Source organism: Spirosoma luteolum (assembly GCF_054778875.1).
The window spans coordinates 204,790-227,825 of record NZ_BAAGZE010000022.1; the positions used below are offsets into that span (position 1 = coordinate 204,790).

At 60.6% G+C, this 23,036-nt stretch carries 22 protein-coding genes; 11 read left to right on the plus strand and 11 right to left on the minus strand.

The window, feature by feature from the left end; translation table 11 throughout:
* Positions 1-40: 40 nt before the first annotated feature.
* The 4 genes from ACYVAC_RS20080 to ACYVAC_RS20095 all read left to right on the plus strand — a co-directional run bounded on the left by ACYVAC_RS20080 (position 41) and on the right by ACYVAC_RS20095 (position 4,477).
* Positions 41-673 carry a nucleotidyltransferase family protein gene (locus ACYVAC_RS20080; RefSeq protein WP_461099586.1) on the plus strand — a complete coding sequence of 211 codons (633 nt, stop codon included), beginning with the start codon at positions 41-43 and terminating at the stop codon, positions 671-673.
* On the plus strand, positions 666-1,241 hold the full coding sequence (locus tag ACYVAC_RS20085; RefSeq protein WP_461099588.1) for a DinB family protein: 576 nt from the start codon (positions 666-668) through the stop codon (positions 1,239-1,241). Before ACYVAC_RS20080 ends, ACYVAC_RS20085 begins: the two co-directional genes overlap by 8 nt.
* An 11-nt stretch (positions 1,242-1,252) precedes the next feature.
* Positions 1,253-3,568, plus strand: coding sequence for a glycoside hydrolase family 65 protein (locus ACYVAC_RS20090; protein WP_461099589.1), 2,316 nt, complete (start codon positions 1,253-1,255; stop codon positions 3,566-3,568).
* 264 nt (positions 3,569-3,832) lie between these two features.
* A complete protein-coding gene (locus ACYVAC_RS20095) occupies positions 3,833-4,477 on the plus strand; it encodes a class I SAM-dependent methyltransferase (protein WP_461099590.1) in 645 nt (214 codons plus the stop codon).
* Here the strand turns inward: ACYVAC_RS20095 and ACYVAC_RS20100 are convergent.
* Genes ACYVAC_RS20100 through ACYVAC_RS20110 form a run of 3 tightly spaced genes read right to left on the minus strand, consistent with a single transcriptional unit; the run spans position 4,474 to position 6,779 of the window.
* Positions 4,474-5,229 (minus strand): hypothetical protein, encoded by a 756-nt coding sequence (locus tag ACYVAC_RS20100; protein ID WP_461099591.1) that lies wholly within the window; start codon positions 5,227-5,229, stop codon positions 4,474-4,476. The genes ACYVAC_RS20095 and ACYVAC_RS20100 overlap by 4 nt on opposite strands.
* A 22-nt stretch (positions 5,230-5,251) precedes the next feature.
* The gene (locus tag ACYVAC_RS20105; RefSeq protein WP_461099592.1) at positions 5,252-6,313 is read right to left on the minus strand and encodes an AMP-binding protein; all 1,062 of its coding nucleotides are present in this window, start codon (positions 6,311-6,313) and stop codon (positions 5,252-5,254) included.
* A gap of 10 nt (positions 6,314-6,323) precedes the next feature.
* On the minus strand, positions 6,324-6,779 hold the full coding sequence (locus tag ACYVAC_RS20110) for a QcrA and Rieske domain-containing protein (protein ID WP_461099593.1): 456 nt from the start codon (positions 6,777-6,779) through the stop codon (positions 6,324-6,326).
* A 112-nt stretch (positions 6,780-6,891) separates the two neighbouring features.
* Here ACYVAC_RS20110 and ACYVAC_RS20115 point away from each other — a divergent pair, with 112 nt between their 5' ends.
* The 3 genes from ACYVAC_RS20115 to ACYVAC_RS20125 all read left to right on the plus strand — a co-directional run bounded on the left by ACYVAC_RS20115 (position 6,892) and on the right by ACYVAC_RS20125 (position 9,256).
* Entirely contained in the window at positions 6,892-7,350 is a 459-nt protein-coding gene (locus ACYVAC_RS20115; RefSeq protein WP_461099594.1) for a DUF2452 domain-containing protein, read from the plus strand.
* Positions 7,351-7,443: 93 nt separating this feature from the next.
* Positions 7,444-8,268, plus strand: a complete 825-nt coding sequence (gene menB / locus ACYVAC_RS20120) for a 1,4-dihydroxy-2-naphthoyl-CoA synthase (RefSeq protein ID WP_461099595.1) — start codon at positions 7,444-7,446, stop codon at positions 8,266-8,268.
* Between the two features lie 265 nt (positions 8,269-8,533).
* A complete protein-coding gene (locus ACYVAC_RS20125; RefSeq protein WP_461099596.1) occupies positions 8,534-9,256 on the plus strand; it encodes a YqjF family protein in 723 nt (240 codons plus the stop codon).
* Here ACYVAC_RS20125 and ACYVAC_RS20130 read toward each other — a convergent pair.
* Genes ACYVAC_RS20130 through ACYVAC_RS20145 form a run of 4 tightly spaced genes read right to left on the minus strand, consistent with a single transcriptional unit; the run spans position 9,231 to position 14,235 of the window.
* The gene (locus ACYVAC_RS20130; protein ID WP_461099597.1) at positions 9,231-10,295 is read right to left on the minus strand and encodes a hypothetical protein; all 1,065 of its coding nucleotides are present in this window, start codon (positions 10,293-10,295) and stop codon (positions 9,231-9,233) included. The two genes, ACYVAC_RS20125 and ACYVAC_RS20130, sit on opposite strands and share 26 nt — an antisense overlap.
* Positions 10,295-10,930, minus strand: a complete 636-nt coding sequence (locus tag ACYVAC_RS20135) for an ABC transporter ATP-binding protein (protein ID WP_461099598.1) — start codon at positions 10,928-10,930, stop codon at positions 10,295-10,297. The genes ACYVAC_RS20130 and ACYVAC_RS20135 overlap by 1 nt, the downstream gene beginning before the upstream one ends.
* A 60-nt stretch (positions 10,931-10,990) precedes the next feature.
* Positions 10,991-13,099: a TonB-dependent receptor gene (locus tag ACYVAC_RS20140; protein ID WP_461099599.1), complete on the minus strand. Its 2,109-nt coding sequence runs from the start codon at positions 13,097-13,099 to the stop codon at positions 10,991-10,993.
* A 50-nt stretch (positions 13,100-13,149) separates the two neighbouring features.
* Positions 13,150-14,235: an L-dopachrome tautomerase-related protein gene (locus ACYVAC_RS20145; protein ID WP_461099600.1), complete on the minus strand. Its 1,086-nt coding sequence runs from the start codon at positions 14,233-14,235 to the stop codon at positions 13,150-13,152.
* 150 nt (positions 14,236-14,385) lie between these two features.
* On the opposite strand from ACYVAC_RS20145, the gene ACYVAC_RS20150 reads away from it, so the two are divergent.
* Positions 14,386-15,429, plus strand: coding sequence for an SMP-30/gluconolactonase/LRE family protein (locus tag ACYVAC_RS20150; RefSeq protein ID WP_461099601.1), 1,044 nt, complete (start codon positions 14,386-14,388; stop codon positions 15,427-15,429).
* A 3-nt stretch (positions 15,430-15,432) separates the two neighbouring features.
* Here the strand turns inward: ACYVAC_RS20150 and ACYVAC_RS20155 are convergent, their stop codons facing one another.
* Together ACYVAC_RS20155 and ACYVAC_RS20160 are read right to left on the minus strand one after the other, a co-directional pair.
* Entirely contained in the window at positions 15,433-16,737 is a 1,305-nt protein-coding gene (locus tag ACYVAC_RS20155) for an erythromycin esterase family protein (RefSeq protein ID WP_461099602.1), read from the minus strand.
* 126 nt (positions 16,738-16,863) lie between these two features.
* Entirely contained in the window at positions 16,864-17,775 is a 912-nt protein-coding gene (locus tag ACYVAC_RS20160) for a LytTR family DNA-binding domain-containing protein (RefSeq protein ID WP_461099603.1), read from the minus strand.
* Between the two features lie 194 nt (positions 17,776-17,969).
* Between ACYVAC_RS20160 and bioB the strand changes: the two genes are divergently transcribed.
* A complete protein-coding gene (gene bioB / locus ACYVAC_RS20165; protein WP_461099604.1) occupies positions 17,970-18,965 on the plus strand; it encodes a biotin synthase BioB in 996 nt (331 codons plus the stop codon).
* A 105-nt stretch (positions 18,966-19,070) separates the two neighbouring features.
* On the opposite strand, the gene ACYVAC_RS20170 is transcribed toward bioB, so the two are convergent.
* Positions 19,071-19,802 carry a hypothetical protein gene (locus tag ACYVAC_RS20170; RefSeq protein WP_461099605.1) on the minus strand — a complete coding sequence of 244 codons (732 nt, stop codon included), beginning with the start codon at positions 19,800-19,802 and terminating at the stop codon, positions 19,071-19,073.
* Between the two features lie 178 nt (positions 19,803-19,980).
* Here ACYVAC_RS20170 and ACYVAC_RS20175 point away from each other — a divergent pair, with 178 nt between their 5' ends.
* Positions 19,981-20,784 carry a UDP-2,3-diacylglucosamine diphosphatase gene (locus ACYVAC_RS20175; protein ID WP_461099606.1) on the plus strand — a complete coding sequence of 268 codons (804 nt, stop codon included), beginning with the start codon at positions 19,981-19,983 and terminating at the stop codon, positions 20,782-20,784.
* 108 nt (positions 20,785-20,892) lie between these two features.
* Here ACYVAC_RS20175 and sucC read toward each other — a convergent pair whose 3' ends face one another.
* Positions 20,893-22,110, minus strand: coding sequence for an ADP-forming succinate--CoA ligase subunit beta (gene sucC, locus ACYVAC_RS20180; RefSeq protein WP_461099607.1), 1,218 nt, complete (start codon positions 22,108-22,110; stop codon positions 20,893-20,895).
* Between the two features lie 135 nt (positions 22,111-22,245).
* Here sucC and ACYVAC_RS20185 point away from each other — a divergent pair, with 135 nt between their 5' ends.
* Positions 22,246-22,905 carry an ABC transporter ATP-binding protein gene (locus tag ACYVAC_RS20185; RefSeq protein WP_461099608.1) on the plus strand — a complete coding sequence of 220 codons (660 nt, stop codon included), beginning with the start codon at positions 22,246-22,248 and terminating at the stop codon, positions 22,903-22,905.
* Positions 22,906-23,036 lie beyond the last annotated feature (131 nt).

The following is a 23,036-nucleotide window of genomic DNA, read 5'->3' on the forward strand; positions in this document are numbered from 1 at the left end:
TGGATCGGCCGACCGGTCCTGTACTCTTAATTCGACTATTTTGTCTAAAATCGGAACCATCGTTTTAGCCGCCGGCGACTCGGGCCGGATGGGTGGAAACAGCAAGCAACTGATGCGCTACAAAGGGCAATCGCTTGTTCGGCGCATGACCGAAACGGCACTGGCGCTGCAGCGCGGCCCGGTGGTCGTGGTGCTCGGGGCCGACCGCGATCTGATCGCGGGCGAACTGGCCACACTGCCCGTCACGCTGGTCGATAACGCGGCCTGGGCTACCGGGCAGGCTTCATCGCTGAAAACGGGTCTGGCCGCGCTTTACCTGACGCACAAAGACATCGAAGCGGTGCTGGTGCTCCATATCGATCAGCCACTGGTGTCGCTTGGGCTGCTGCTCCACATGCTTGAGGTGCGGCAGGACGAGCAAAAAGGTATCGTTGCCTGTCAGTACGACGGGCAGCTGGGCGTGCCGGCGCTGTTTAGTGCCCGCTACATTCCCGACCTGCTGAAGCTGGAGGGCGACCGCAGTGTGAAGTGGGTGATTATCCGCCACCGGGCCGACTGCTCGCCTGTGCCGTTCGAAGCCGGGGCCATCGACCTCGATTCCCGGCGCGATGTCGCATTGTTTCAACAGGCGCATCAGGCCGCCTTTATCGTTCCCGGAGAAGCCGATGACTAAATTCGACACCCTGGCCGACCTGCAGCAGCGATTGGCTGTTGTGCTCGACACGGTCGAGCGCGAACTGGTGCCCCTTTCGGTCGAGCAGCTGCGCTGGAAGCCGGCGCCCGACCGCTGGAGCATCATCGAATGCCTGCAGCACCTCAACCTGGCCGAGCGTTACTACATTCGCAACCTGCAGCACAAAGCCGATCTGCCCCGACCCGCAGGGCTGCCCGCCGATCAGGCGCTGCAGTCCGGCTGGGTGGGGCGGCTTATGCGGTATATCGTTGACCCCCAGACCCGCATGCGCTTTCCGGCGCCGGGTCTGATTCGGCCGCGCCGGGCAGCCGATCTCGACGTGGTGGCGGTGATGGCTTCCTTTCTGGGGCTGCAGCGGCTGTTGCAGGGGCTGCTGGACCGCCTGGTCTGGCTCGACTGGAATCGGGAAAAAGTGATGTCGCTTTTCGGTAACTGGCTGACAATTCGGCTGGGCGACACCCTGCTGATGCTGGTGGCCCACACGGAACGGCATCTGGCACAGGCTATGCGCGTAAAAGCGGAAATGGCTACTTTTGCCCCGCTATAATCTATGAATGAATGAAAAACTACATTACACAAGACCCCTGGAACATTGTTGAGGAGGGCTTTCACCGTGATTACAACGAAATAACCGAAAGCGTTATGTCGCTCGGCAACGGGCGCATGGGCGGCCGCGGTTCCTTCGAAGAGAAATTCAGCGGGAAGACCCTGCAGGGCAACTACGTCGCCGGGGTCTATTATCCCGACAAAACCCGCGTGGGCTGGTGGAAAAACGGCTACCCCGAATACTTCGCCAAAGTGCTCAACGCGGCCAACTGGATCGGCATCGATATCGACATCGACTACGAACCACTCGATCTGGCGCAGTGCGAAGTCCGCGATTTCCGGCGGGTGCTGCACATGAAAGAAGGCTACCTGGAACGGCAGTTTGTGGCCGTACTGCGGAGTGGCCGCGAACTGCAGGTCAACGCCAAACGGTTCTGCTCCATCGTGGACGATGAGGCCGGCGCCATCCGCTACGCGATCACCCCCCTTAACTTCGACGCCAAGATTACCGTTACGCCCTACATCGACGGGGCCATCCGCAACCGCGACGCCAACTACGATGAAACGTTCTGGGACGAGGTTCGGAAAGAAACCGGCTACGGCGAAGCCTTTATCGAACTGCGCACCCGCAAAACGGGATTCCATGTCGCCACCGGTATGTGCGTCGAAATCGAGCAGGACGGCGCGCGGGTCGATTACCAGTCGCAGCCCATCAAATACGAAAAATACGTGGCCAACCGCATCTCGCTCGACTGTCGGCGGGGGCAGGAAACGGTTATTTTCAAATACGCTGTCAACCTCTCGTCGCTCAATGTCGACTCTGACGTGCTGATGCGGGAAGCGCACAGCCGGATTCAGGCCATTAGCCGCAAGGGGTTCGACCGCATGCTCGACGAGCAGCAGCAGGCCTGGGCCGATAAGTGGCATACCAACGATATCATTATCGAGGGCGACGTGGCCGCACAGCAGGGAATCCGGTTCAATATTTTCCAGCTCAACCAAACCTACACGGGCGAAGACGAGCGGCTCAACATTGGTCCCAAGGGCTTCACGGGCGAGAAATACGGCGGCAGTACTTACTGGGATACCGAAGCCTACTGCCTGCCTTTCTACCTGGCAACGGCCGATCAGAAAGTGGCCCGCAACCTGCTCATCTACCGGCACAAACAGCTGGGTAAAGCCATCGAGAACGCCCAGAAACTAGGCTTCCGGGCCGGGGCCGCGCTCTACCCGATGGTGACCATGAACGGCGAAGAGTGCCACAACGAGTGGGAAATCACGTTTGAAGAAATTCACCGGAACGGCGCCATCGCCTACGCCATCTACGACTACGTGCGCTATACTGGCGACCGGCATTACCTGGTCGAGTATGGCCTGGAGGTGCTGATCGCCATCAGCCGGTTCTGGAGCCAGCGGGTCAACTGGTCGAACGCGAAGCAGCAGTACGTGATGCTGGGCGTTACGGGCCCCAATGAGTACGAAAATAACGTCAACAACAACTGGTACACCAACTACATTGCCGCCTGGACACTGCGCTACACCATGGAGGCCGTGGAGACGGTGAAGGAACTGGATCCGGCTGCCTACGCTGACCTGATCGACCGGATTCACTTCCGGGAGGAGAAAGAAGTAGCCGCTGCCCGGCATATTGTCGATAACATGCACTACCCCTTCGATCCGGAGCGGCAGGTGTTTTTGCAGCAGAGCGATTTTCTCGACAAAGACCTGATGCCCGTTTCCGATATTCCGAAGGGGCAGCGGCCCCTAAACCAGAACTGGTCGTGGGATCGTATCCTGCGTTCGTGCTTTATCAAGCAGGCCGACGTGCTGCAGGGGCTGTACTTCTTCGAAGATGAGTTCGACACCGACACGCTCCGGCGTAATTTCAGCTTCTACGAGCCCATGACCGTGCACGAGTCGTCGCTCTCGCCCTGTGTGCACTCCATTCAGGCCTCAAAGCTGGGTATGCACGAGAAAGCCTACGAAATGTACCTGCGGACGGCCCGGCTCGACCTCGACGACTACAATAACGATACCGAAGACGGCTGCCACATTACAAGTATGGCCGGCACGTGGCTGGCGGTCGTGCAGGGTTTCGGCGGCATGCGTGTCAGCCGCGAGGGCGCCCTGCAGCTGAGCCCGTACTGCCCTGAACAATGGCAGGGCTTCTCGTTCAAAATTCGGTTTCGGGGGGCGTTACTGCAGATCAGCACCACGCCGGCGCAGATTACGGTGGAGAATTTTTCGACGCAGCCGATCGGCCTGACGGTAGCCGGACAGGCGCTTACTGTAAACGGCAACGCCAGGCAGGTGGTGGCTTTGGCCTAGCCGGTCACGCAGCCTATTGGACCGGCGAAAAGCCGCTTTCCAACCCGGGAAGCGGCTTTTTGCCGTGCTGACTGGCCCGGCTGTGCTGTGCCGCTCAATCAGAAGGGCAGGTCTGACTGGCAATAGGCTGGCAATCAGTTGCGTTTAGGTATATATTGTTACATTACTAGCTATTGATTCAGTGGCCGGTCCGTCAGGGCACCCAACCAGTGCCGGATCCGGCCAGATGGCTACCGTGCCCACACCGCCCGATGCCAATATCCAATGCATACCAGGCCCAACTTTAACTTTATCGCTCCCGTCTACGATGGCCTGGCCCGGCTGGTGTTTGGGCGTCGGCTGCAGCAGGCGCAGACGGCGGGCCTGCCCTGGGTACCCACGGGCGCTACGGTACTGCTGCTGGGGGGCGGAACGGGCGAAAGTCTGGTTGCGCTGCTAAAGACCTGCCAGCCGGACCGGGTGGTCTACCTCGAATCATCGGCGGCTATGCTGGCCCGCGCCAGCCGGCGTCTGCTGAGGTCTCCCGTTGCAGCCACCGTGGAATTTCGGCTGGGCACCGAAGCCGCGCTGAAACCCGACGAGGTGTTCGACCTGGTCATGACCCCCTTTGTACTTGATCTGTTTACCGAACAAACCCTGCAGCACCACCTGATTCCGGCCCTGGGGCGGGTGCTGCGGCCGGGTGGCCTGTGGCTCATCACCGATTTTGTGCCTGGGCAGTCGGGCTGGCGGCAGGCGCTGATCGGCACCATGATCGGCTTTTTCCGGCTCACGGCGGGTATCGAGACGCGGCAGCTGGCCAACTGGTCGGAGCAGCTGAAACAGGCCGGCTTCGTCAGGCACCAGGAGCTATCGCAGCTGGACGGGCTGGTGGCCACCGAACTGTGGCAGCGACCCACGGGCCACTAAAGTTTATCGAGGAAGGTCGTCAGGTCGGTGAGGTTCCCCACATTATACCATTCGTCGGTGCCGATGTTGATCCACTGCCCGGCGCCTTTGGGACGGCTCAGGTGGGCATCGTCGGGGTCGAAATCCTGGGCAAACACGGCGCTCATGACTTCCTGCAGGCTGGTCCAGGGCAGGCCCCGCATGCGTTCGCGCTTGTCGCGGATGGTCGTGACCGATACCGTCCGGTCGACAAAGGAAGCCGACAGGTACACTTCGGCGTCTTTGGCGCCCGCGCCCAGCCGCAGGTAAATCAGTTCGAACGGGCGCTCGCGGTTGCCGGCTTCGAACGTGGCCTGCATCAGCTCCTGCATCAGGTATTGCCAGTCGTTCAGGTTTCCCTTGCCTTTAAGGGCCGGCCGGCCGGTCTGGGGCACCGAGTCGGTGCTGTCCAGCGTGAGTTCCCAGAAATCATCGTCTTCGCCAAGCGCGTCTTCATCGAGCGGATGAAGCGTGGTTTTTCGAACCAGCTCCTCCACCGTCTGCAGCCAGATTTTGGGCAGCTTCCCCGACCACGTAAAGTCGTCGTCGCGGCTGAAGCCTTCGGCAATCAGTTCATCCTCGTCGATATCGTCGCGATCAGGATACGTCAGCGTCAGGTCGACCTGCAGCGAATCGTTGCTGGCGGGCCGGGCGGTCAGCGTGTAGAAATAAGCGTATGGCGCGGGCATCGACCGGGGGGTCTGGTAGCGAACGCGGAGTTTCGAGAGTGACATAGGGGAATAAGTTGGGGCAAAATTAACGGATTTGCCCGACTGTGGCGGTCCGGTCTATTTTTCCGGTGGCCGTTTCGGCAAAGGCGGTCAGGCTAACCCAGGCCCGGGGCACGGCATAAGCCCCCGACTGCGTGCGCACGGTCTGCTGCACCGCAGCCCACTGGTCGTCGGTGAGCGAAGTGGCTTCGAGCACCAGCGTGATGCGCTGTCCCAGCCGCGCATCGGGCAGGCCAGCCACAAAAAGCCGGGGAGCCAGGCCCCACGCGTTCAGCAGTTGCTGGACCTGGCGCTCGATGGGTTCGGGCTGCACCTTCACGCCCCCGCTGTTGATGATGCTGTCGGCCCGCCCCAGAATGCGGAAGCGGTGCGCGTCGAGCAGCTCGACTACGTCGTTGGTCTGTATCCGCTCGAAATTGCTGGCGGCCGCCCTGATGTGCAGACACCCCCGCTCGTCGGTACCCAGCGTAACGCCCGGCAGGGCCGTGAAGGCCGAATCGGGCGCCGGGCCGCTAAGCCGGCGCAGGGCAATGTGCGATACGGTTTCGGTCATGCCGTAGGTGGCGAAGACAGGAACCGTCAGGGGCTGTATGTCGGCTTCGAGGGCCGGGCTGGTGGCGGCTCCGCCCACCAGAATACCCCGCATGGCGTTGAGCCGGGGGCGGTAGTCGGTGGTCGCGTCGGTCAGGATGGTCTGAAGCTGGAGTGGTACCAGCGCCGTAAAGGCAATGGGCGTATCCAGGCCGGCCAGAGGGTTGCTGGCGGGTTCGATGATGGTCATGGGCAGGCCCAGCTCAAGACCCCGCACGAGCATCATCACCCCGGCTACATAGCGGATGTTCAGACAAACGAGAGCCGGGTCGCCGGGCTGCAGCCCGAGGGCCTGCCCCGTCAGGTGGGCACTGGCCTGCATCTGGGCGCGGGTCAGCTGGATAGGCTTAGGCGTGCCGGTCGACCCCGACGTGTAGAGCGTGAACGTCGACTGACCCCGCTGCCAGGCACGGCAGAAGGCGAGGGCATCGGCTTCGTAGGGAGTGAGGGACGCGGCATCGGGCCAGCAATCGGATAGGCGGGGATGGATAAACACGCGCTGGCTGTTAACCCTGAATCTGAAGTTTGCCGGCTACGGGGGTGCCCACCGTATACACCTTGAGGGGTACGGTAGCGGGCCCGTTTACGACTTTTCCTTTCAGGTCGAATCGCGACAGATCCTTGGGACAATAGAAGTGGTTGTCGGCGGGTTTGAATACCAGCAGTGTCTGGTCGAACGTGCAGCGACTTTCGACGGCCACAAACTGAGCGGTCATGGTCTGCGCCACCAGCATGTTCTGGCTGATCACGTAGCCACCCTTGACCGTCAGGTTCTTATTGACGGGATCGGTAAGGTCGAGCGTGATTGCACCCGACGGCTGCGGGTCGGGCGTGGCTTCGGTACTGGAGCAGCCCGAGGTGTTGCCCGAAAAGAGCATCGCCGTACAGGCCGCACCCAGCAGTCGGAAAAACGACTGGCGCGGCATCTGGGGGGAGTTCTGCAGGAGCGAAGAGATTTCCATGGGGTTTAGCGTATTTTTAAGCCAACAAGCCGGTTCAATGCAGTAAAGATGCTTTTTTTTTGCGAGGAAATGGTGGGAACAAAGGCGCCCATCAGGCGGTTTGCCTTGTTGTATGGAAGAAGCTAAAGTCGTTATCAATCCTATTTCACCCGATAAAGTAGCCGAGTCGCCCGGTTTGCTGGCCTACGCCCACACGGCGGGCGGTGCCGTGATCCGGCCCGAAGACAAAGGCAAGATTACGGGGCGGGCGGTGTCGGCCATGCGCGAGCAGACCGATATGCAACTGTCGCAGCTTTACAAACAGATGCAGCTGCTGGCCGAGCAGGCGACGGCGATCCGGCACCGGGTTGAAATTTCGGAGCGGATCTATTCCGCCCAGATGAGTTTCGAACCCGTAGTGGGCCATACGTACTATTTCTACCAGCGCAAAAATGGTACCGACCTGCTGTCGATGGTCGGGCCAACCGAGTGGGGTCGTAAATTCCCCTTCGAGCGCTGCCTCGCCACCGTTCGCATGATGGCCGATCATACCTGGGATGTGCAATACCACGATGTTTCGTATACAGCGTGAATGAGTGATTGGCGGTTGAGTGAATGTGCGTTCTTAGACCGTTCAAATCAATCAATCACCAACCATTCATTCACTCATTCACTCAATTAGACCATGACAAGCAATTACCCCTGGGAAACCATTAAGGAGTATCAGGAAATCCTGTTTACCTATTACGACGGCATTGCCAAGATCAGCATCAACCGGCCGCACAAACGCAATGCCTTTACGCCCCTGACGGTGAAAGAGATGTCGGAGGCCATGGAGCTGGCCCGGCAGGATGAGCGTGTGGGCGTGGTGATTCTGACCGGCGAGGGGGGCGAAGCCTTCTGCTCGGGTGGTGATCAGTCGGTGCGGGGCCACGGCGGCTACGTGGGCGAAGACCAGGTGCCGCGCCTGAATGTGCTCGATCTGCAGATGCAGATTCGCCGGATTCCCAAGCCTGTGGTGGCGATGGTGGCCGGCTACGCCATTGGTGGCGGTCATGTGCTGCACGTGGTCTGCGATATCAGCATCGCGGCCGAAAACGCCCGGTTTGGCCAGACGGGTCCTAAAGTTGGCTCGTTCGATGGTGGCTTCGGCGCCAGCTACCTGGCCCGCGTGGTCGGCCAGAAAAAAGCCCGCGAAATCTGGTTTCTCTGCGACCAGTACAATGCCCAGGAAGCCCTCGATATGGGGCTGGTCAACAAAGTGGTGCCCCTCGACAAGCTCGAAGAAACCACGATCGAGTGGTGCCGCAAAATGCTCGACAAGAGTCCCATTGCCCTGCGGATGCTGAAAGCGTCGTTCAATGCCGAACTCGATGGACAGGCGGGCATTCAGCAACTGGCCGGCGATGCTACGCTGCTCTACTACCTTTCTGAAGAAGCGAAGGAAGGCAAAGACGCGTTCCTCGAAAAGCGCAAACCCGACTTCAGTAAGTTTCCGAAGTTTCCGTAAGCGGAGTCCGACACTAGTGCCAGCGGCCAGTCCTGTATGCAGGGCTGGCCGCTGGTCGTTTAGGCAGCCGTTGCTAACCCGTATAAACACAGGGTACGGCCCGGTACGGCCGCTGATCTGGTGCCGTGTTGAACAGCAAAGGTTATCTGACGGGTCAGGTAAGACGGCTACGGGCTGCTTTTAAGGGCTTTTTCGGATATTCCTTAGGCTGACAACCAACCATAGCCCGTCTCAGGGGGTTGTGTGTGGAAAGGCGTTAATCCCCATGGCTACTACGTTTCTGGCTGCCGAATGGCGCAATCTTATTTTTGCCAATTACCCCATCGACCGGTCGGTGCTGCAGCCCCTGGTTCCCTACGGCACCGAACTCGATGCCGCCGATGACGGCATCTGCTACGGCAGTCTGGTGGGCTTTTATTTTCAGCGGGTGCGGATGCTGGGCGTAGTGCCGGTACCATTTCATACCGAGTTTGAGGAGTTTAACCTGCGTTTCTACGTGCGTCGGAAAACCGACGATGGCTGGAAGCGTGGCGTGGTGTTTGTAAAGGAAATCGTTCCGAAATCGGCCATTGCCATCGTGGCCAACACGCTCTACGGCGAACCCTACGTGACCCACCCCATGCGCCACACCTGGGAGCAGACACCGTCTGAACTGCACATCCGCTACGACTGGCGAGTCGATGGTCACTGGAACAACATCTGGGTGCGGGCCGATCCGACCGGGCAGCCGATGGCCGAAGGCAGCCACGAAGCCTTTATCACTGAGCATTACTGGGGTTATACGGGCCGGGGCAAACGCCGAACCTCCGAATACGAGGTGGTACACCCCAAATGGCTGATGCACCGCGTGAGCGACTACGGCGTGCAGTGCGACGTGGCCAAACTCTACGGCGACGCGTTTGCGCCGTATTTTGCCGGCGAACCCCACAGCATTTTTCTGACCGATGGATCGCCCGTAACCATCAAGTCTGGCGCGCCGGTGCATTGAGCAGCGCGGCCAGCCCGGTACCCAGCGCCAGCCACACGCCCACCGGCATGCCGTACATAATCAGCACCAGCCCAACTACGAACGCGCCAAAAACCCGGGCCAGCCAGCGCTCGGGATTGGGCGGCCGCCCGTAGGCCAGCCCATGCAGCACCAGCAGCCAGGCCCAGCCGGTTAGCCAGCCCCAGCCGATATATGACTGGGGTACGGCTGTGGGGCAGTTCCAGCCCAGCAACAGTGCTTCGGGGAGCCAGAGCAGCCCGTAAAGGGCGGTATAGCGCAGGAGCCGCTGCCAGCGCGAAAACGGCAGGTTGGGCAGCATGAGCAGATAGCGTCGCTCGAACTGACTGAGCTGTCCGCCCACCTGTCCGTGGCCCAGTACAGCCAGCAGCAGCCCCAGCAACAGCAGCCGCTCGTCGTAGTCGTCGGTGGGGTAGATGCGGCAGACACTCACCAGCAGTAAGCCCGAGAACGCTTTGGTAAGCACCAGCGACAGCGGTTCGTGCCGCAGCCAGTGGGCCGGGAAAAACAGCAGGTAAGGCAGCTGCAGGTGCAGCACCGGCAACCGCCAGCGCCCGGCTGCCGGATGGTGGAGCCGGTAATCGGCCGCCAGCGTACCCACGCCCAGCAACCCCAGTAAATAGGCCACCAGCACCACCCCGGCATACCACTGGCGGTAATGGGCGGCCCGGGCCAGCATCCAGCCCGCATAGCCCAGCACGGGCAGCAGCAGCCCGGCCTGCACCCACGCCCAGACCAGCAGCCGGTGGGCCCGGGGGCGGAGCCGGAACGCCTGCAGAAACCGGTTCTCCGGAGCCGTTAGCTGTGCCGATACGAAAGCGCCTGTTTTGAGCCCGTAGAGCGCCCACCCCAGCCCAACCAGTCCCAGCAGCAGGGGCGATCCCAGTGTGGCCGTAATGAGCGCTTCGTGGTCGGCGGGCCGCATGAAGCCAAACGCCAGCAGCATAACCACGAGCAGGGTGCCCACATTCCGGGCGTAGAAGGGGCGGATGAACAGCCGGTCGAACAGGGTGAAGTCCATCAGTCGACCCGTTGAATCTGTTCGTTGCCAACGTGCCAGGTGGCCGTCAGGGGGAGTTCGGTCAGGGCTACGTCCTGGTGCGAGGTAAGCCAGATCGACACCTGTTGCCGGCGATGTAGGTCATGGAGGTAGGCAAAGAGTCGACCGGCCGTTTCCACGTCGAGGGTGGTTAGCGGCTCGTCGAGCAGTAGCAGCCGGGGGCTACCCAGCAGCGCCAGCAGCAGGGCCAGCTTCTTGAGCATACCGCTCGAAAAGGTACGGGTCGGCTGGTCCCAGAACAGGTCGACGCCCAGCAGGGCACCCAGTCGGGCGGTTTGCCCGTGGGGCGCCTGCCGGGCCCGGGCCACGAAACGGGTAAGCTCCCGGGCCGTCAGAAAGTCGGGGTACAGCGGTTCCGCTTCGGCGTAGGTCACCCGAAAGCGGTAGGCCACCGGGTCGCGTCCTATTTCGTACTGCCCGTCGAGCCAGATTGAGCCGTCGAAGGGCAGCATACCCGCCACCGTGCGTAGAAACGTGGTTTTGCCCGAGCCGTTGCCGCCCCGGAAATAATGAACCCCGTCGGGCAGGGTGAGCGACGAGATGCGCAGGACGGTGCGGCCTTCGTAGGCTTTATGGAAGTCGGAAACAGTGAGCACAGCGGCAGTTGGGTATGGGGCAAAACTACAACCACCCACGCCCAACTGCCTTACCGTTCATCACCAGCTGAGCCGCACTCGTACACCGCCCAGCACGGTCCGGTCGGGCGCGGCATTGTAATAGCGGTTGCCCAGTGCGTTGATGTCGTAGCCGAGTGAGTAGGTCTGGTTCAGCAGGTTGTCGCCACTGGCGTAGAGGTCGAGCGACCAGTGCGCGCCCAGGGGCCGACGGTAGCCCAGCGTGGCCTGCAGCAACCGGGTCGGGTCCGATTCAAGGGTGCCGGCGTCGTTGAGCGGAAAGGGGTTCAGGTACTGGAACGTCAGGTGCGCGTAAAGCCCCAGCCGGGTTTCAAGGTCGGCACCCGTTACGAGCGTTACCGGCGCCACGCCCGGAATGCGGTTGTTCGACAGATCGGTCGTACCCTGCTGGTAATCGCGGAAGCGGTAGTTGGTCAGCGTAAGGCTGTGCCAGAGCCGGAGCAGCGTCACCGAAGCCGCCGACGACGGGGTGTTGGCTACGAAATCATACGAAAACTGCCCTTCCAGTCCCTGCTGGTCGGTGCGCCCGGCATTCACAAAGAACTCAGCACCGGCCGCATCGGATCGGCGAACGATGGTCTCCCGCAGCCGAAACTGGTAGAGGGCCAGGTCGAAGCGCAGCCGGCTCCGCAGGGCTGATCCGCGCAGCCCCAGTTCGTAGCTGGTGCCCCGCTCGGGGTTCAGGGTGGTGTTGAAGCCCCCCGCCGATGGTCTTACTTCCTGACTCGACGGTGCCGAATAACCCGTACTGATGCTGGCATAGGCCGATACGTTGGGGCCAAACGTGCGCAGCAGGGCTACGCGCGGCAGCCAGACGGGGTCGAATGTGCGGGGCAGCGTCTGAGCGGGCAGGGCGCCGGCACTGCGCACGGGGAAGCGGGTAAACCCATAGCGCACATCGTTGCGGCTGATACCGGCCGTAAGCCGGAACTGCGCGGGCAGTTCGGTTTCGGCCTGGGCGAAAAGGGTCGTTTGCCGGGCCGTCAGTTCTTCGTCGGTCTGAATGGTGTCGGGTACACCCCCGCGGTTGCCGAAATTACGGTCGACGATAAACGTGCGCAGCAGCTCGGCGCCCACACTCAGGGTGGTGGGCAAAACGCCCCGGCCCACCTGTATCTGCGTAATGGTGCGACCGCCCAGCCCCTGATCGGCCCGTTTTTCGTAGTTCGTAATGAAGGGATTGGCAAAGTCGGTGGTCGAGCCGTAGAGTACCGTCGTGTTCTGGATGCGGTCGTTCCAGCGGTAGGTTTGCGATAGCCCCAGAAACCCAATCTTCTGGTAAATGCCGGCCTGCTGATCGGCGCTGCCGGGCAGGGTGCGGGTGGCTGGCCGAGCGGCCCGCGGGTTGGCGCGGTACTGGGCTTCGGTCAGACCGCCGGGGGTCTGGTAGTGCAGGTCGGAGTAGAGCCCGAGCACCGAAATGGTGCGGTGGGGACTCACACTAAATGACCCGGTCAGGCTGAGGTTGTCGCGTACCAGCGCACTCTGGTCGCGGTATCCATCCGACTGCAGGTGGTTATACGAAACCGACAGAGCCGAGTTGGCCTGTCCCGTTTGCATCGTCAGGCCGTTGCCATAAAGGCCGTAACTGCCGAGCAGCGCCGAAGCTTCCATACTTGTTTTGTTGGCGGGTACCGCCAGTCCGCTGAAGAGCAGGGTGCCGCCCGTGCCCGCCCCGTAAAGGCTACCCGACGGGCCTTTGATGACTTCGAGCCGGCCCAGCGACCGCACATCGAGCGCATTGAGCGGGGTGTTGCCCCCCGCATCGGTCAGCGGGATGTCGTTCCAGTAGGTTTTTACGTTGCGCACCCCAAACGGCGATCGGATGGCGCTGCCGCGAATAGCCAGCCGGTAGCTGCCGGGCGACCGTTCGTCGGCCCGCACGCCGGGCAGGGTGTTGAGGGCAGGCACCAGCGTGGGCGTACCGAAGCGCTGGTTGAGGTCGCGCCGGCCCAGCAGGCCAATGGCCGCCGGGGTTTCGAGGAGTCGGCGGTTGGTGGCGTAGCCCCTCACCACCACTTCGTTGAGTTGCAGGGTATCGTCGAGCGATGGGGCTGGCGTTTGCGCGTCGGCCAGCAGGGGTAGACCCGCGGTCAGGCAGGTAAAGAGGATTCGGTATCGGTGATGCATACAAAAATGAAAACGTCGCGGAGACAGCGGCCCGCACTGGGCCGCCGGATTTAGTTGGGCAGTTTCATCCGGTAGAGCCGGAAGGGGTATTCGACCTTATCCTGCCCGTTGTTGTACTGTTTGGTGCGGTGAATCTGGGCAGCGGTCAGGTACAGGTAGTTGTTCGGGCCAATGGCAAAGCTATCGGGCCACAGCAGCCGGCCATCGCGCACAAGCGTTTCGAGCCGGCCGGCCGGTGTCAGGTACCGAACGGCTTTGTTGGGCGAATCGGTCAGAAACACATTGCCGGCCCGGTCGGAGAACATGCCGTGCGAAACGCCGGTTTCTCCCATCGTTTCCACAGCCGCCGATACCTGCGCTGGCGTCAGGGCCGGGTTGCGCAGCATCTCGGTGGCAATGCGGTAGAGTTTGGTCTGGTTGATGGCGCGGTAGTAGAGGTAGCGAAAATCATCGGTCAGGGCAATGCCATTGACGTTGCTGCTGAAGACTTTGCCGGTTTTGTCGCGCACTTCCTTGCCATCGATCCGCAGCGTAAAGCCCGGTTCGGCCTTTGTCGATTTGTCGTCGGCCAGCAGCGTACGGCTTTTTCCCGCGTTCAGGTCGAGCACCACCAGCGCCGATCGTTTCGGGTCGGAGAGGTAGGCCACCTGGTGCTGTGTATCGACCCGTACGTCGTTGAACGCCGTGCGTTCGCGGGGGAGATCCTCGAACCGGTAGATGCGGTCGATCTGATTCGTGGCCAGGTTAATTTTCAGCAGCTTCACCCCGTCGGGGTTGGTTGCCTCCTCGCCCGGGTTGCCGGGGTCGAGCACCCAGAGCGCGTTCTGCTGATCGACGAACAAAGCCTGCACGTTCATAAACCGTTCGCGGGGCCTGAGCGAGTCCCACTGATTCCATTCGGCGTTGGGGTAGGGCCGGCGCTGACCGTCCACAATCTCGGCCAGGCCGTAGTCGTAGTTTTCGGGCTTTTTGGGGAAGGTGATGAAGATGCGGCCTTCGCGCGACACGCCAACCCCGATGGGCTGGTGTTTGCCGAACTCGGCCACGGTTTCGAGGGGCGTGGGGGTTGGGCCAGACTGGGCTAGTATCGAAGCCATGGGTATCAGGAGAAACAGACCGAGCAACTGCGTTTTCATACGTTGGGCAGAACAGAAGAGCTGTCAACCTAACCGGCCCGGGTGGGCAAGGGTTCAGAATGGATCCGTCAACCGCGCCAGTGGTCTGTTTGCATAACCATCGGCGCTGTTTGGGGGTTTGCCAACTGACAACCTGATCCTGCTTTACGTATGCTTCGTGTACTTGTTTGCCTGATGGGCCTGCTGGCCGGCTCTTTCGTGCAGGCCCAGTCGTTCCGCCCCGTTACAATTGGCGCCGTCGTGCGGCTCGACCCCCGACTCGACCGGCTGATTCCGCCCACCGCTGCCATCGACGTAATTGCGTCGGGCTTTAGTCACCTCGAAGGCCCCGTCTGGGTCGCCGACAGCAACTATTTGCTCGTCAACGACACCAGGGCGCAGATCACCTATAGCTGGTCGGCCCGTACGGGCCTGACCCGATTTCTGGAGCATACGGGCTATACGGGTCGGCTGCCTTATGGCGAGGAGCCGGGCGCCAACGGTATGGCTATCGACCGGCAGGGGCGCCTGCTGATCGCTGAGCATGGCGACCGGCGGCTGGCTGCGCTGCCTCTCGTGGGCCACGGGGGCAAACAAACCCTGGCCGATGCTTACCGGGGGCGCCGGCTCAACAGTCCCAATGATGTCGCCGTGCACCCCGACGGGGGCATTTATTTTTCCGACCCTACCTACGGCCTGCCGCAGCAGGATGCCGATCCGAAGCGGGAGCAGCCGCTGAAGGGCGTCTACCGCCTGCCGGCTTCCGGAAGGGGCGAACCTGCGCTGCTGATCCAGAACCTGACTTACCCCAACGGGCTGGCTTTTTCGGCCGATGGCAAAACACTGTTTGTGTCGCAGTCCGATTCGCTCAAACCCCTGATTATGGCGTACCCGGTGCTGGCCGACGGCAAACTCGGCGCCGGCCGGGTCTATTTCGATGCCAGCTCACTGCCCCGGCTGCGCTATAAGGAAGTGCCCGATGGCCTCAAAACCGACCGGGCGGGCAACCTCTGGGCCACCGGCCCCGGGGGGCTGCTCATTATTGCCCCCACCAGCCCCGGTCAGCCCGGCCGGCTGATTGGCCGCATCGACACCGGCGAAGTAATCGCCAACTGTACCTGGGGCGACGATGGGCAAACGCTTTATCTGGCTTCCGGCACGTACCTGTGCCGCATCCGAACCACGGCGCCGGGGATACTGCCCGTCCGTCGGTAACGGTTAATGCCCGTCGGGCAGGGGCTGGGTCATGGGCGAATCGCGCACCAGCCACACGTACTGAAACGAAGCGGTTATGGGCCTGGCCGGATCAAACTGAATCTGCTGGGAGCGGGGCATCATGGGGCCATAGGTAATGCGCAGGGGCGTCTGGCGGGCCGGGGAGCCGGGGCGGTCGAGTGCAAACAGCGTAGCCGTGTGGGGAACTGTAACCGCCCGCATGGTTTCGATCCCTTCCGTATGGAGAAAGGCCCCATCGTTATTGAACTGACTTACCGGCGAAAAGGGGTTGTTGCCATCGCGCATCGAGAGCGGCAGGTAGCTCGACGGCAGCATCGTGTAGCTGTCGAGATAGCTGAACACAATCGATACGACCCGGTCGTGCAGGTACAGGTCCGATTCGCGGATGCGGCAGGCCAACGGCTTTCCCGACGTGAGGGGCTTGGTTTGCAGGACGTGAAAAAAACCCCACAGGCCGTACAGCTTTTCCTGCCCCAGCCCCGGCAGCAGCTGACTGAAATTGGCAAACAGGGTGGCCTCCCGACCCGGTATCGTTTTCAGGTAGCCGGCATTGGTGAGCAGATGCCGCAGGGTGTCGGCCGACTGCCCGAAGGCGCGGCTGTAGGCCCTGGGTGCGGTTTCGATCTGCCGCAGCCAGGCCAGCGCGGTGGTGCCGATCAGGCTGTCGGGGCGGTTGGTCCGGAGTTGCTGTAGCAGTGTGTCGGCGAGGGGGCGGGCCGCTGCCGGCAGCGGTCGGTGGTCGAGCAGCCGTGTCAGGTACTCGGCCGTGAGCGGATAATCCTGCAGCCGGTCGATCCCCACGAACCGGATTCGGCGGGCGCGGGGCCGGGTCTGGTTATAGGCGCGGATGGCCTGTATTTTCTGTCGGAAATCACGGTTGCCCCACTGGGCTTTCTGGCCGCGCCAGAACTGAAACACCCGGTCGAGCGGCCCCTCGTTGCCCGTTTGCAGGTACGTGTTGAGGTAGTGGGCCTGGGTAGCGTCGACTTCGGCCAGGTAGTGCCGCAGCCCCGTGCGCTGGTTCAGGTGTTTGAGCAGGGCCAGATCGAGCCGCTGCGGTTGCTGAACACCGTGGCTCTCACCGAGCAGAAACAACTGATTCTGGTAGAAAGCGGAGTCGAACAGCGAAAAGTCATCGGGCGCGGCCGGATCAATGGTCTGGTGGGGCAGCATCGAATAATCCATCGGCGACTGGGCCCGGCCGCGCTGCACCAGCAGTGTCAGCAGCAGCGCAACTGGAAAAACAACGCATCGAAACCGGAAAAAGAGCGTAGCGAAGGGAGCCATTAGTACAAACGTTCGGGGGTGTGATGAACGGGACAAACCTACGCCGATGGGGCTGTCTCCTGCAAAGGCGGGTGACAGACGGGAAGCCGATGGGACAGCCGGGAGGCCCGATTGGTGGCCAGCTGGTCAGGAAGGTACGGTCAGCGCATCGAAACGTGCGTCGAAGGTGTCGAGGTAGGTCCGCGAAACCGGAATGCGCCGGGGGGTGTCGGCCAGCGTCAGCTGGTAGCCCCGGGCGTTGCCGTCGGCCTGCCGCACGGCCGCCACGTTGACAACGAAGGCGCGGTGGCAGCGCATGAACTGCGGGTACGGCGCCAGCAGCTGCTCTGTGTCGCGGAGGGTCGAGCGCAGTACGCTGGTCTCCAGGCTCGCGCCATTATACCAGTGTAGTTCGATGTAGTTACCAACCGATTCGATATACCGTAGCTGATCGGGGTGGAGCGCCAGGCGGTCTTTACCCGTGTCCGACTCGAATCGCAGCAGCGTGGTGGGCGAGGGTGCCGGATCGGCAGCGGGGGGCGGGGGGGCGGCTACCGGCGGGGAATCCGTGCGATGGATCAGCTGCTGGTTGAGCGCCTGGGCCTGGGCCAGCGTGCGTTTGAGCCGGCGTTGTTCGGTCATGAATACGTTCAGACAGATTGGGAAAAAACCAATCAGCGTTACCGAAATATACATCTGCCAGAACGGGGGCGCCGGCTGATGGAGTAGCGCGAGCGTCAGCTGGTTGCCCAGACTGATGCACAGCAGCACCAGCAGCACCTGCCCAACCTGCCGGCCAACCGTCCAGCGGTCTTCGTCGTACAGGGCCGGAAACAGCGCCGGGATCACCCCATTGGCTACCAGCGTACTGGCGGCACAGGTCAGGCCAAACAGGGCCAGCAGGAACAAACGATCCGGGTGTCGGGCGTAGGTGCCGCCAAACAGGTAGAGAAAGCCAAACACATAGAGCCCCCCCTGAACCGACTGCCACCACTGGGTTCTGAATCGAAAATCTTCGGCCACCGGACGCGACCAGCATGTACGCAACTGACTGAGCATGGGCAAAAATAAGTGCTCCTCTCCATTCCGGCGCAGCCAGCGGCAGCGTCGTTAAATTTGTCTCTTCATTCCCTACCCGCTACTTTTGACTACGCGACCGGAACCAACCGTTCCGCACCGGGCCAGCCAGCACAGCCAATGCGAAGGCCGGCTGATCCGGTTCCGCGCTTCATCCTTCAATCGTTTACTGTCTTATGCTTCGTACCGACTGGACCCGCGCTGAAATTGCCGACATCTATAATTCGCCCGTTCTGGATCTGATCTACCGGGCTGCTACCGTTCACCGCGAACACCACGACCCGCAGGAAGTACAGGTTTGTACGCTACTGTCGGTTAAAACGGGCGGCTGTCCCGAAGACTGTGCCTACTGCCCCCAGGCCGCCCGCTACCACACGGCCGTAAAAACCCACAAGCTGATGGAGGTCGATGAGGTACTGTCGGCAGCCCAGCGCGCCAAAGACACCGGCAGCACGCGCTTCTGCATGGGCGCGGCCTGGCGCGAAGTGCGCGACAACCGCGATTTCGACAAAGTACTCGATATGGTACAGGGTGTCAATCAGCTGGGGCTGGAGGTTTGCTGCACGCTGGGTATGCTAACCGAACAACAGGCGCAGAAACTCAAAGATGCCGGCCTGTATGCCTATAACCACAACCTCGATACAAGCGAGGAATACTACGGCGACATCATTAGCACCCGCACCTACGACGACCGGCTCGATACCCTGGGCCACGCCCGCAAAGCCGGCATTTCGGTGTGTTCGGGCGGGATCATCGGCATGGGCGAGTCGGACCAGGATCGCGTTGGCATGCTCCATACGCTGGCTACCCTGCCGCAGCATCCCGAGTCGGTGCCGGTCAATGCGCTGGTGCCCGTCGAAGGAACACCCCTCGAAGATCAGCCCCGCGTATCGGTCTGGGAGATGGTCCGCATGATTGCCACCGCCCGCATCATTATGCCGAAGGCCATGGTACGCCTGTCGGCCGGCCGCGTTCGGATGAGCACCGAGGAGCAGGCCCTTTGTTTCCTGGCCGGAGCCAACTCGATCTTTGCCGGCGATAAACTGCTGACAACGCCGAACCCCGACGAAGATGCCGATCAGCAACTGTTCCAGACGCTGAACATCCGGCCCCGCAAAGCCTTCAAAAACGCCGATCAGCCGGCCGTTGTATTCGAGCAGATTCCGGTCTAGCCCGCATAGAACCAAAACCAGTTCGGGGCGCTGCCCGACCAACGTGGTCGGGCAGCGCCCCGAATGTTTTACCAGCCTGTTCTCCAGTCGGGAGCCCCAGGGCGTTTAGTGTTTGGCGTATTCGTTTTCGGCAATTTTGTCGATCAGTACTTCGGCTAGCATCTGAGCGCGCTCTTTCTTTACCTCAGCCTTGTCTTTGGTTTCAACCTGAACATGGATGATGTGGTTGTTATAAAGTACGTGCATGGTGCCTTCCGAGGCATTCCAGACCGCCTTGTCGCCCACGTTGGCTACCGGCGCAAACTCGCCCGACTGGATAGCGGGCTTCACCAGAGTTACTTTTTTGGCAGCTTCAGCATTCGATGCCGCTGAGTCTTCAGACACGCCGGCGTTCAGCGTTTCGGTCGACATCGAATCGGCTTTGGGCGCCATCGCTTCGGCCATTTCTGCTTTGGTTTCAGCCGAGCCACCACCCTGGTACATTTTATCGAACTTGTAGGCAGCCGTGTAGATCGACTGGTAAGGCTTGGCTCCGCCAAACGAAATCATGACCTTGTTGCCGGCCCACTCGAACTCACAACCGTTCAGTTTGTCAACCTCTTCCAGTTCGACCGTTTCGCTCAGGTTGAACGTTTTGCGGAGGTATTCTTCGCCGACGATCGTACAGGGAGCATCGTAGTTGGCGTCGGTGCTGATCATGTGGACCCCAACTACCGACCTGGCCAGAATGGGACTGCCTGATTCGGCAGTGCTGCCAGTCGAGGAATCGGTATCGCTGCTAAAGCAGGAAGTGAGCAGCAACGCGGGCAGCGCGTACAGAAGTGGATTGATTTTCATAGAATGTGAGAAAGCGCAAAAATAGCGTTTTCTCTAATACCATCGGAGTCTGTCGAATGTTTGTGCGGCCCCGATCCGGGTTTTGACCCGCTCAGCTGCCTGCCGGAAGCCGGACCCCGCTGGCAGGTCGGTCCTTTCAGCCCAAAGCCGTAGCTTTGCGAGCGATTAACGTTTCTGCATGACCAGCGTCGATACCTTCCCGCTTGCCCCCGGCCGTAAAGCCTACTTTGCTTCCGATTTTCACTTGGGTACGCCCACACCCGACGCCAGCCGGGCCCGCGAACGGGCGGTGGTGGCCTGGCTCGACCAGGTGCGGGCCGACGCCAGCGTAATTTTTCTGGTGGGCGATGTGTTTGATTTCTGGTTTGAGTACAAGCACAGCATCCCCAAGGGGTTTGCCCGTCTGCAAGGCAAGCTGGCCGAACTGACCGATGCCGGTCTGCCCATTATTCTTTTCACGGGCAACCACGATATGTGGATGAACGCCTACTTTACCGACGAGATGGGGATACCTGTTTACCGGGCACCCCGCAACTACCAGATTGGCGACAAGCTCTTTCATATCGGCCACGGCGACGGTCTGGGCCCGGGCGACCACGTTTACAAGCAACTTAAAAAAGTGTTTGAAAGTCCGCTTGCCCGCCGGCTGTTTCGGTACGTGCATCCCGATCTGGGTATTGGCCTGGCCCAGCGCTGGTCGCGACGAAGCCGCATCAGCAACCAGCAGAAAGATGAAGACCGTTTTCTGGGCGAAGACCGTGAGTGGCTGATGCAGTACTGCCGGTCGGTGGAGGCCACGCACCACCACGATTACTACGTGTTTGGGCATCGCCACCTGCCGCTCGATCTGGCCGTGTCGGCCAATAGTCGCTACGTCAACCTTGGCGAATGGGTCAACGCCCGCACCTTCGGTGTGTTCGATGGTACACGGCTCGAACTCCGCACCTGGCCCGATAATCAGCCGTTTGTACCGAATCACTGATCCCCGGCCCGGCCGGCTTGTACCGGGCTGTGGCTGGCTCCGGCCCCAAACCAAAGCGCCCTGATCCGGATGGACCAGGGCGCTTGTGTATTGCGCTTGTCAGCGCGCTTAGGCGCCTTTCAGTACCTGCTCAACTTTTTCGGCGGCTTCTTTCAGCAGCACAGCCGAGTAGACTTTCAGACCCGACTCGTCGATGATCCGGGCGCCTTCTTCGGCGTTGGTACCCTGTAGCCGAACGATGATCGGGATGGGGATATCACCAATCGCTTTGTAGGCTTCTACCACACCCGTGGCCACGCGATCGCAGCGAACGATACCGCCGAAGATGTTGATCAGGATGGCTTTAACGTTCGGGTCTTTCAGGATAATCCGGAAACCGGCTTCCACAGTTTTGGCGTTGGCACCACCCCCAACATCGAGGAAGTTGGCCGGCTCGCCACCCGACAGCTTGATGATGTCCATGGTAGCCATGGCCAGACCGGCACCGTTGACCATACAGCCTACGTTACCGTCGAGTTTAACGTAGTTGAGGTCGTTGGCCGATGCTTCTACTTCGAGCGGATCTTCTTCGGTAATGTCGCGCAGGTTAGCCAGATCGGGGTGGCGATACAGCGCGTTGTCGTCGAGGTTTACCTTGGCATCGACGGCCAGAATCTTGTTGTCCGAGGTTTTGAGCACGGGGTTGATCTCAAACATCGACGCATCGGTGTCGACGTAGGCCTTGTAGAGCGAGGTGACAAACTTCACCATCTCCTTGAAGGCTTCCCCTTCGAGGCCCAGCCCGAAGGCTACTTTGCGGGCCTGGAAAGGCTGCAGACCAACCGCTGGGTCGATCCACTCTTTCACGATTTTTTCGGGCGTTTTTTCGGCAACTTCTTCGATGTCCATACCTCCTTCGGTGCTGGCCATGATTACGTTGCAGGCTTTGGTACGATCGAGCAGAATGCTGATGTACATTTCTTTAGGCTCCGTTGCACCGGGGTAGAACACATCCTGGGCAACCAGCACTTTATTGACTTTTTTACCCTCGGGGCCGGTCTGGTGGGTAACCAGTACGTTGCCGATCAGGTTTTTGGCGATGTCACGCACTTCGTCGACCGATTTGGCCAGGGCAACGCCCCGCTGTTCCGAGCCGACCACTTTGCCTTTACCGCGTCCGCCCGCGTGAATCTGGGATTTAACGACGACGAATTTCGAGCCCGACTGTGCCATGATCTGTTTGGCAGCTTCTACGGCTTTTTCGGGCGACTCAGCCACAATGCCTTCCTGAATCCGGACACCGTACTTTTTGAGAATTTCTTTACCCTGATACTCGTGTATATTCATGGTAATGGCAACAAGGAGTGTTGGAAATCGTATTTTTGTGCGGCAAGTTAGCCAGAAAAAAGAGTTTTCAGTTTGCACGGGGGTTTAAAATGCATGCCCGTCGGGAATCCGTCCGCTGAAAATCAGAAACCGCTCATGCCCCTCCTACAAACAACCGATATTCGCCGGCAATACGGCAATCTGCCCGTCCTGAAAGGAATCAATTTAAGCATCGAACCGGGTGAGGTGGTATCGATAGTGGGAGCCTCAGGCGCTGGTAAAACAACGCTGCTCCAGATTCTGGGTACCCTCGACCGCCCTGACACCGGCCAACTGCAGATTGCCGGTCAGGATGTATTCGGCCTGTCGGACCGCGACCTGGCCCGCTTCCGGAACGAGAAAATCGGATTTGTTTTTCAGTTCAATAACCTGTTGCCTGAATTCACGGCCCTCGAAAACGTATGTCTGCCCGGCTTCATTGCCGGCACCAGCGAACAGACGGTGCGCGATCGGGCCAGCCAGCTGCTCGATACTCTGGGGCTGGGCAGCCGTAAAGATCATTTCCCGAATCAGCTGTCGGGGGGCGAGCAGCAGCGCACGGCCGTAGCCCGGGCGCTGATTAATCAGCCCGCCATCGTCTTTGCCGACGAGCCCAGCGGCAACCTCGATTCGCGCAATGCCGAAGATCTCCACCAGCTCTTTTTCCGGCTGCGCGACGAGCTCAGTCAAACCTTCATTATTGTTACCCACAACGAGGCCCTGGCCGCTCTGGCCGACCGGACCATTGTCATTCGCGACGGTGTTGTCTACGAATAATGGACAAGGGCCACTGAGTAATTTTTGTTAGCCGCGCCTAAATGAGGGTAAGTAATAGTACTTATTTGGGGGCTTAACTTAAAAAGATTATTAGTGGTTATTTGTTTGATATTCAATTGGTTACGGTATGA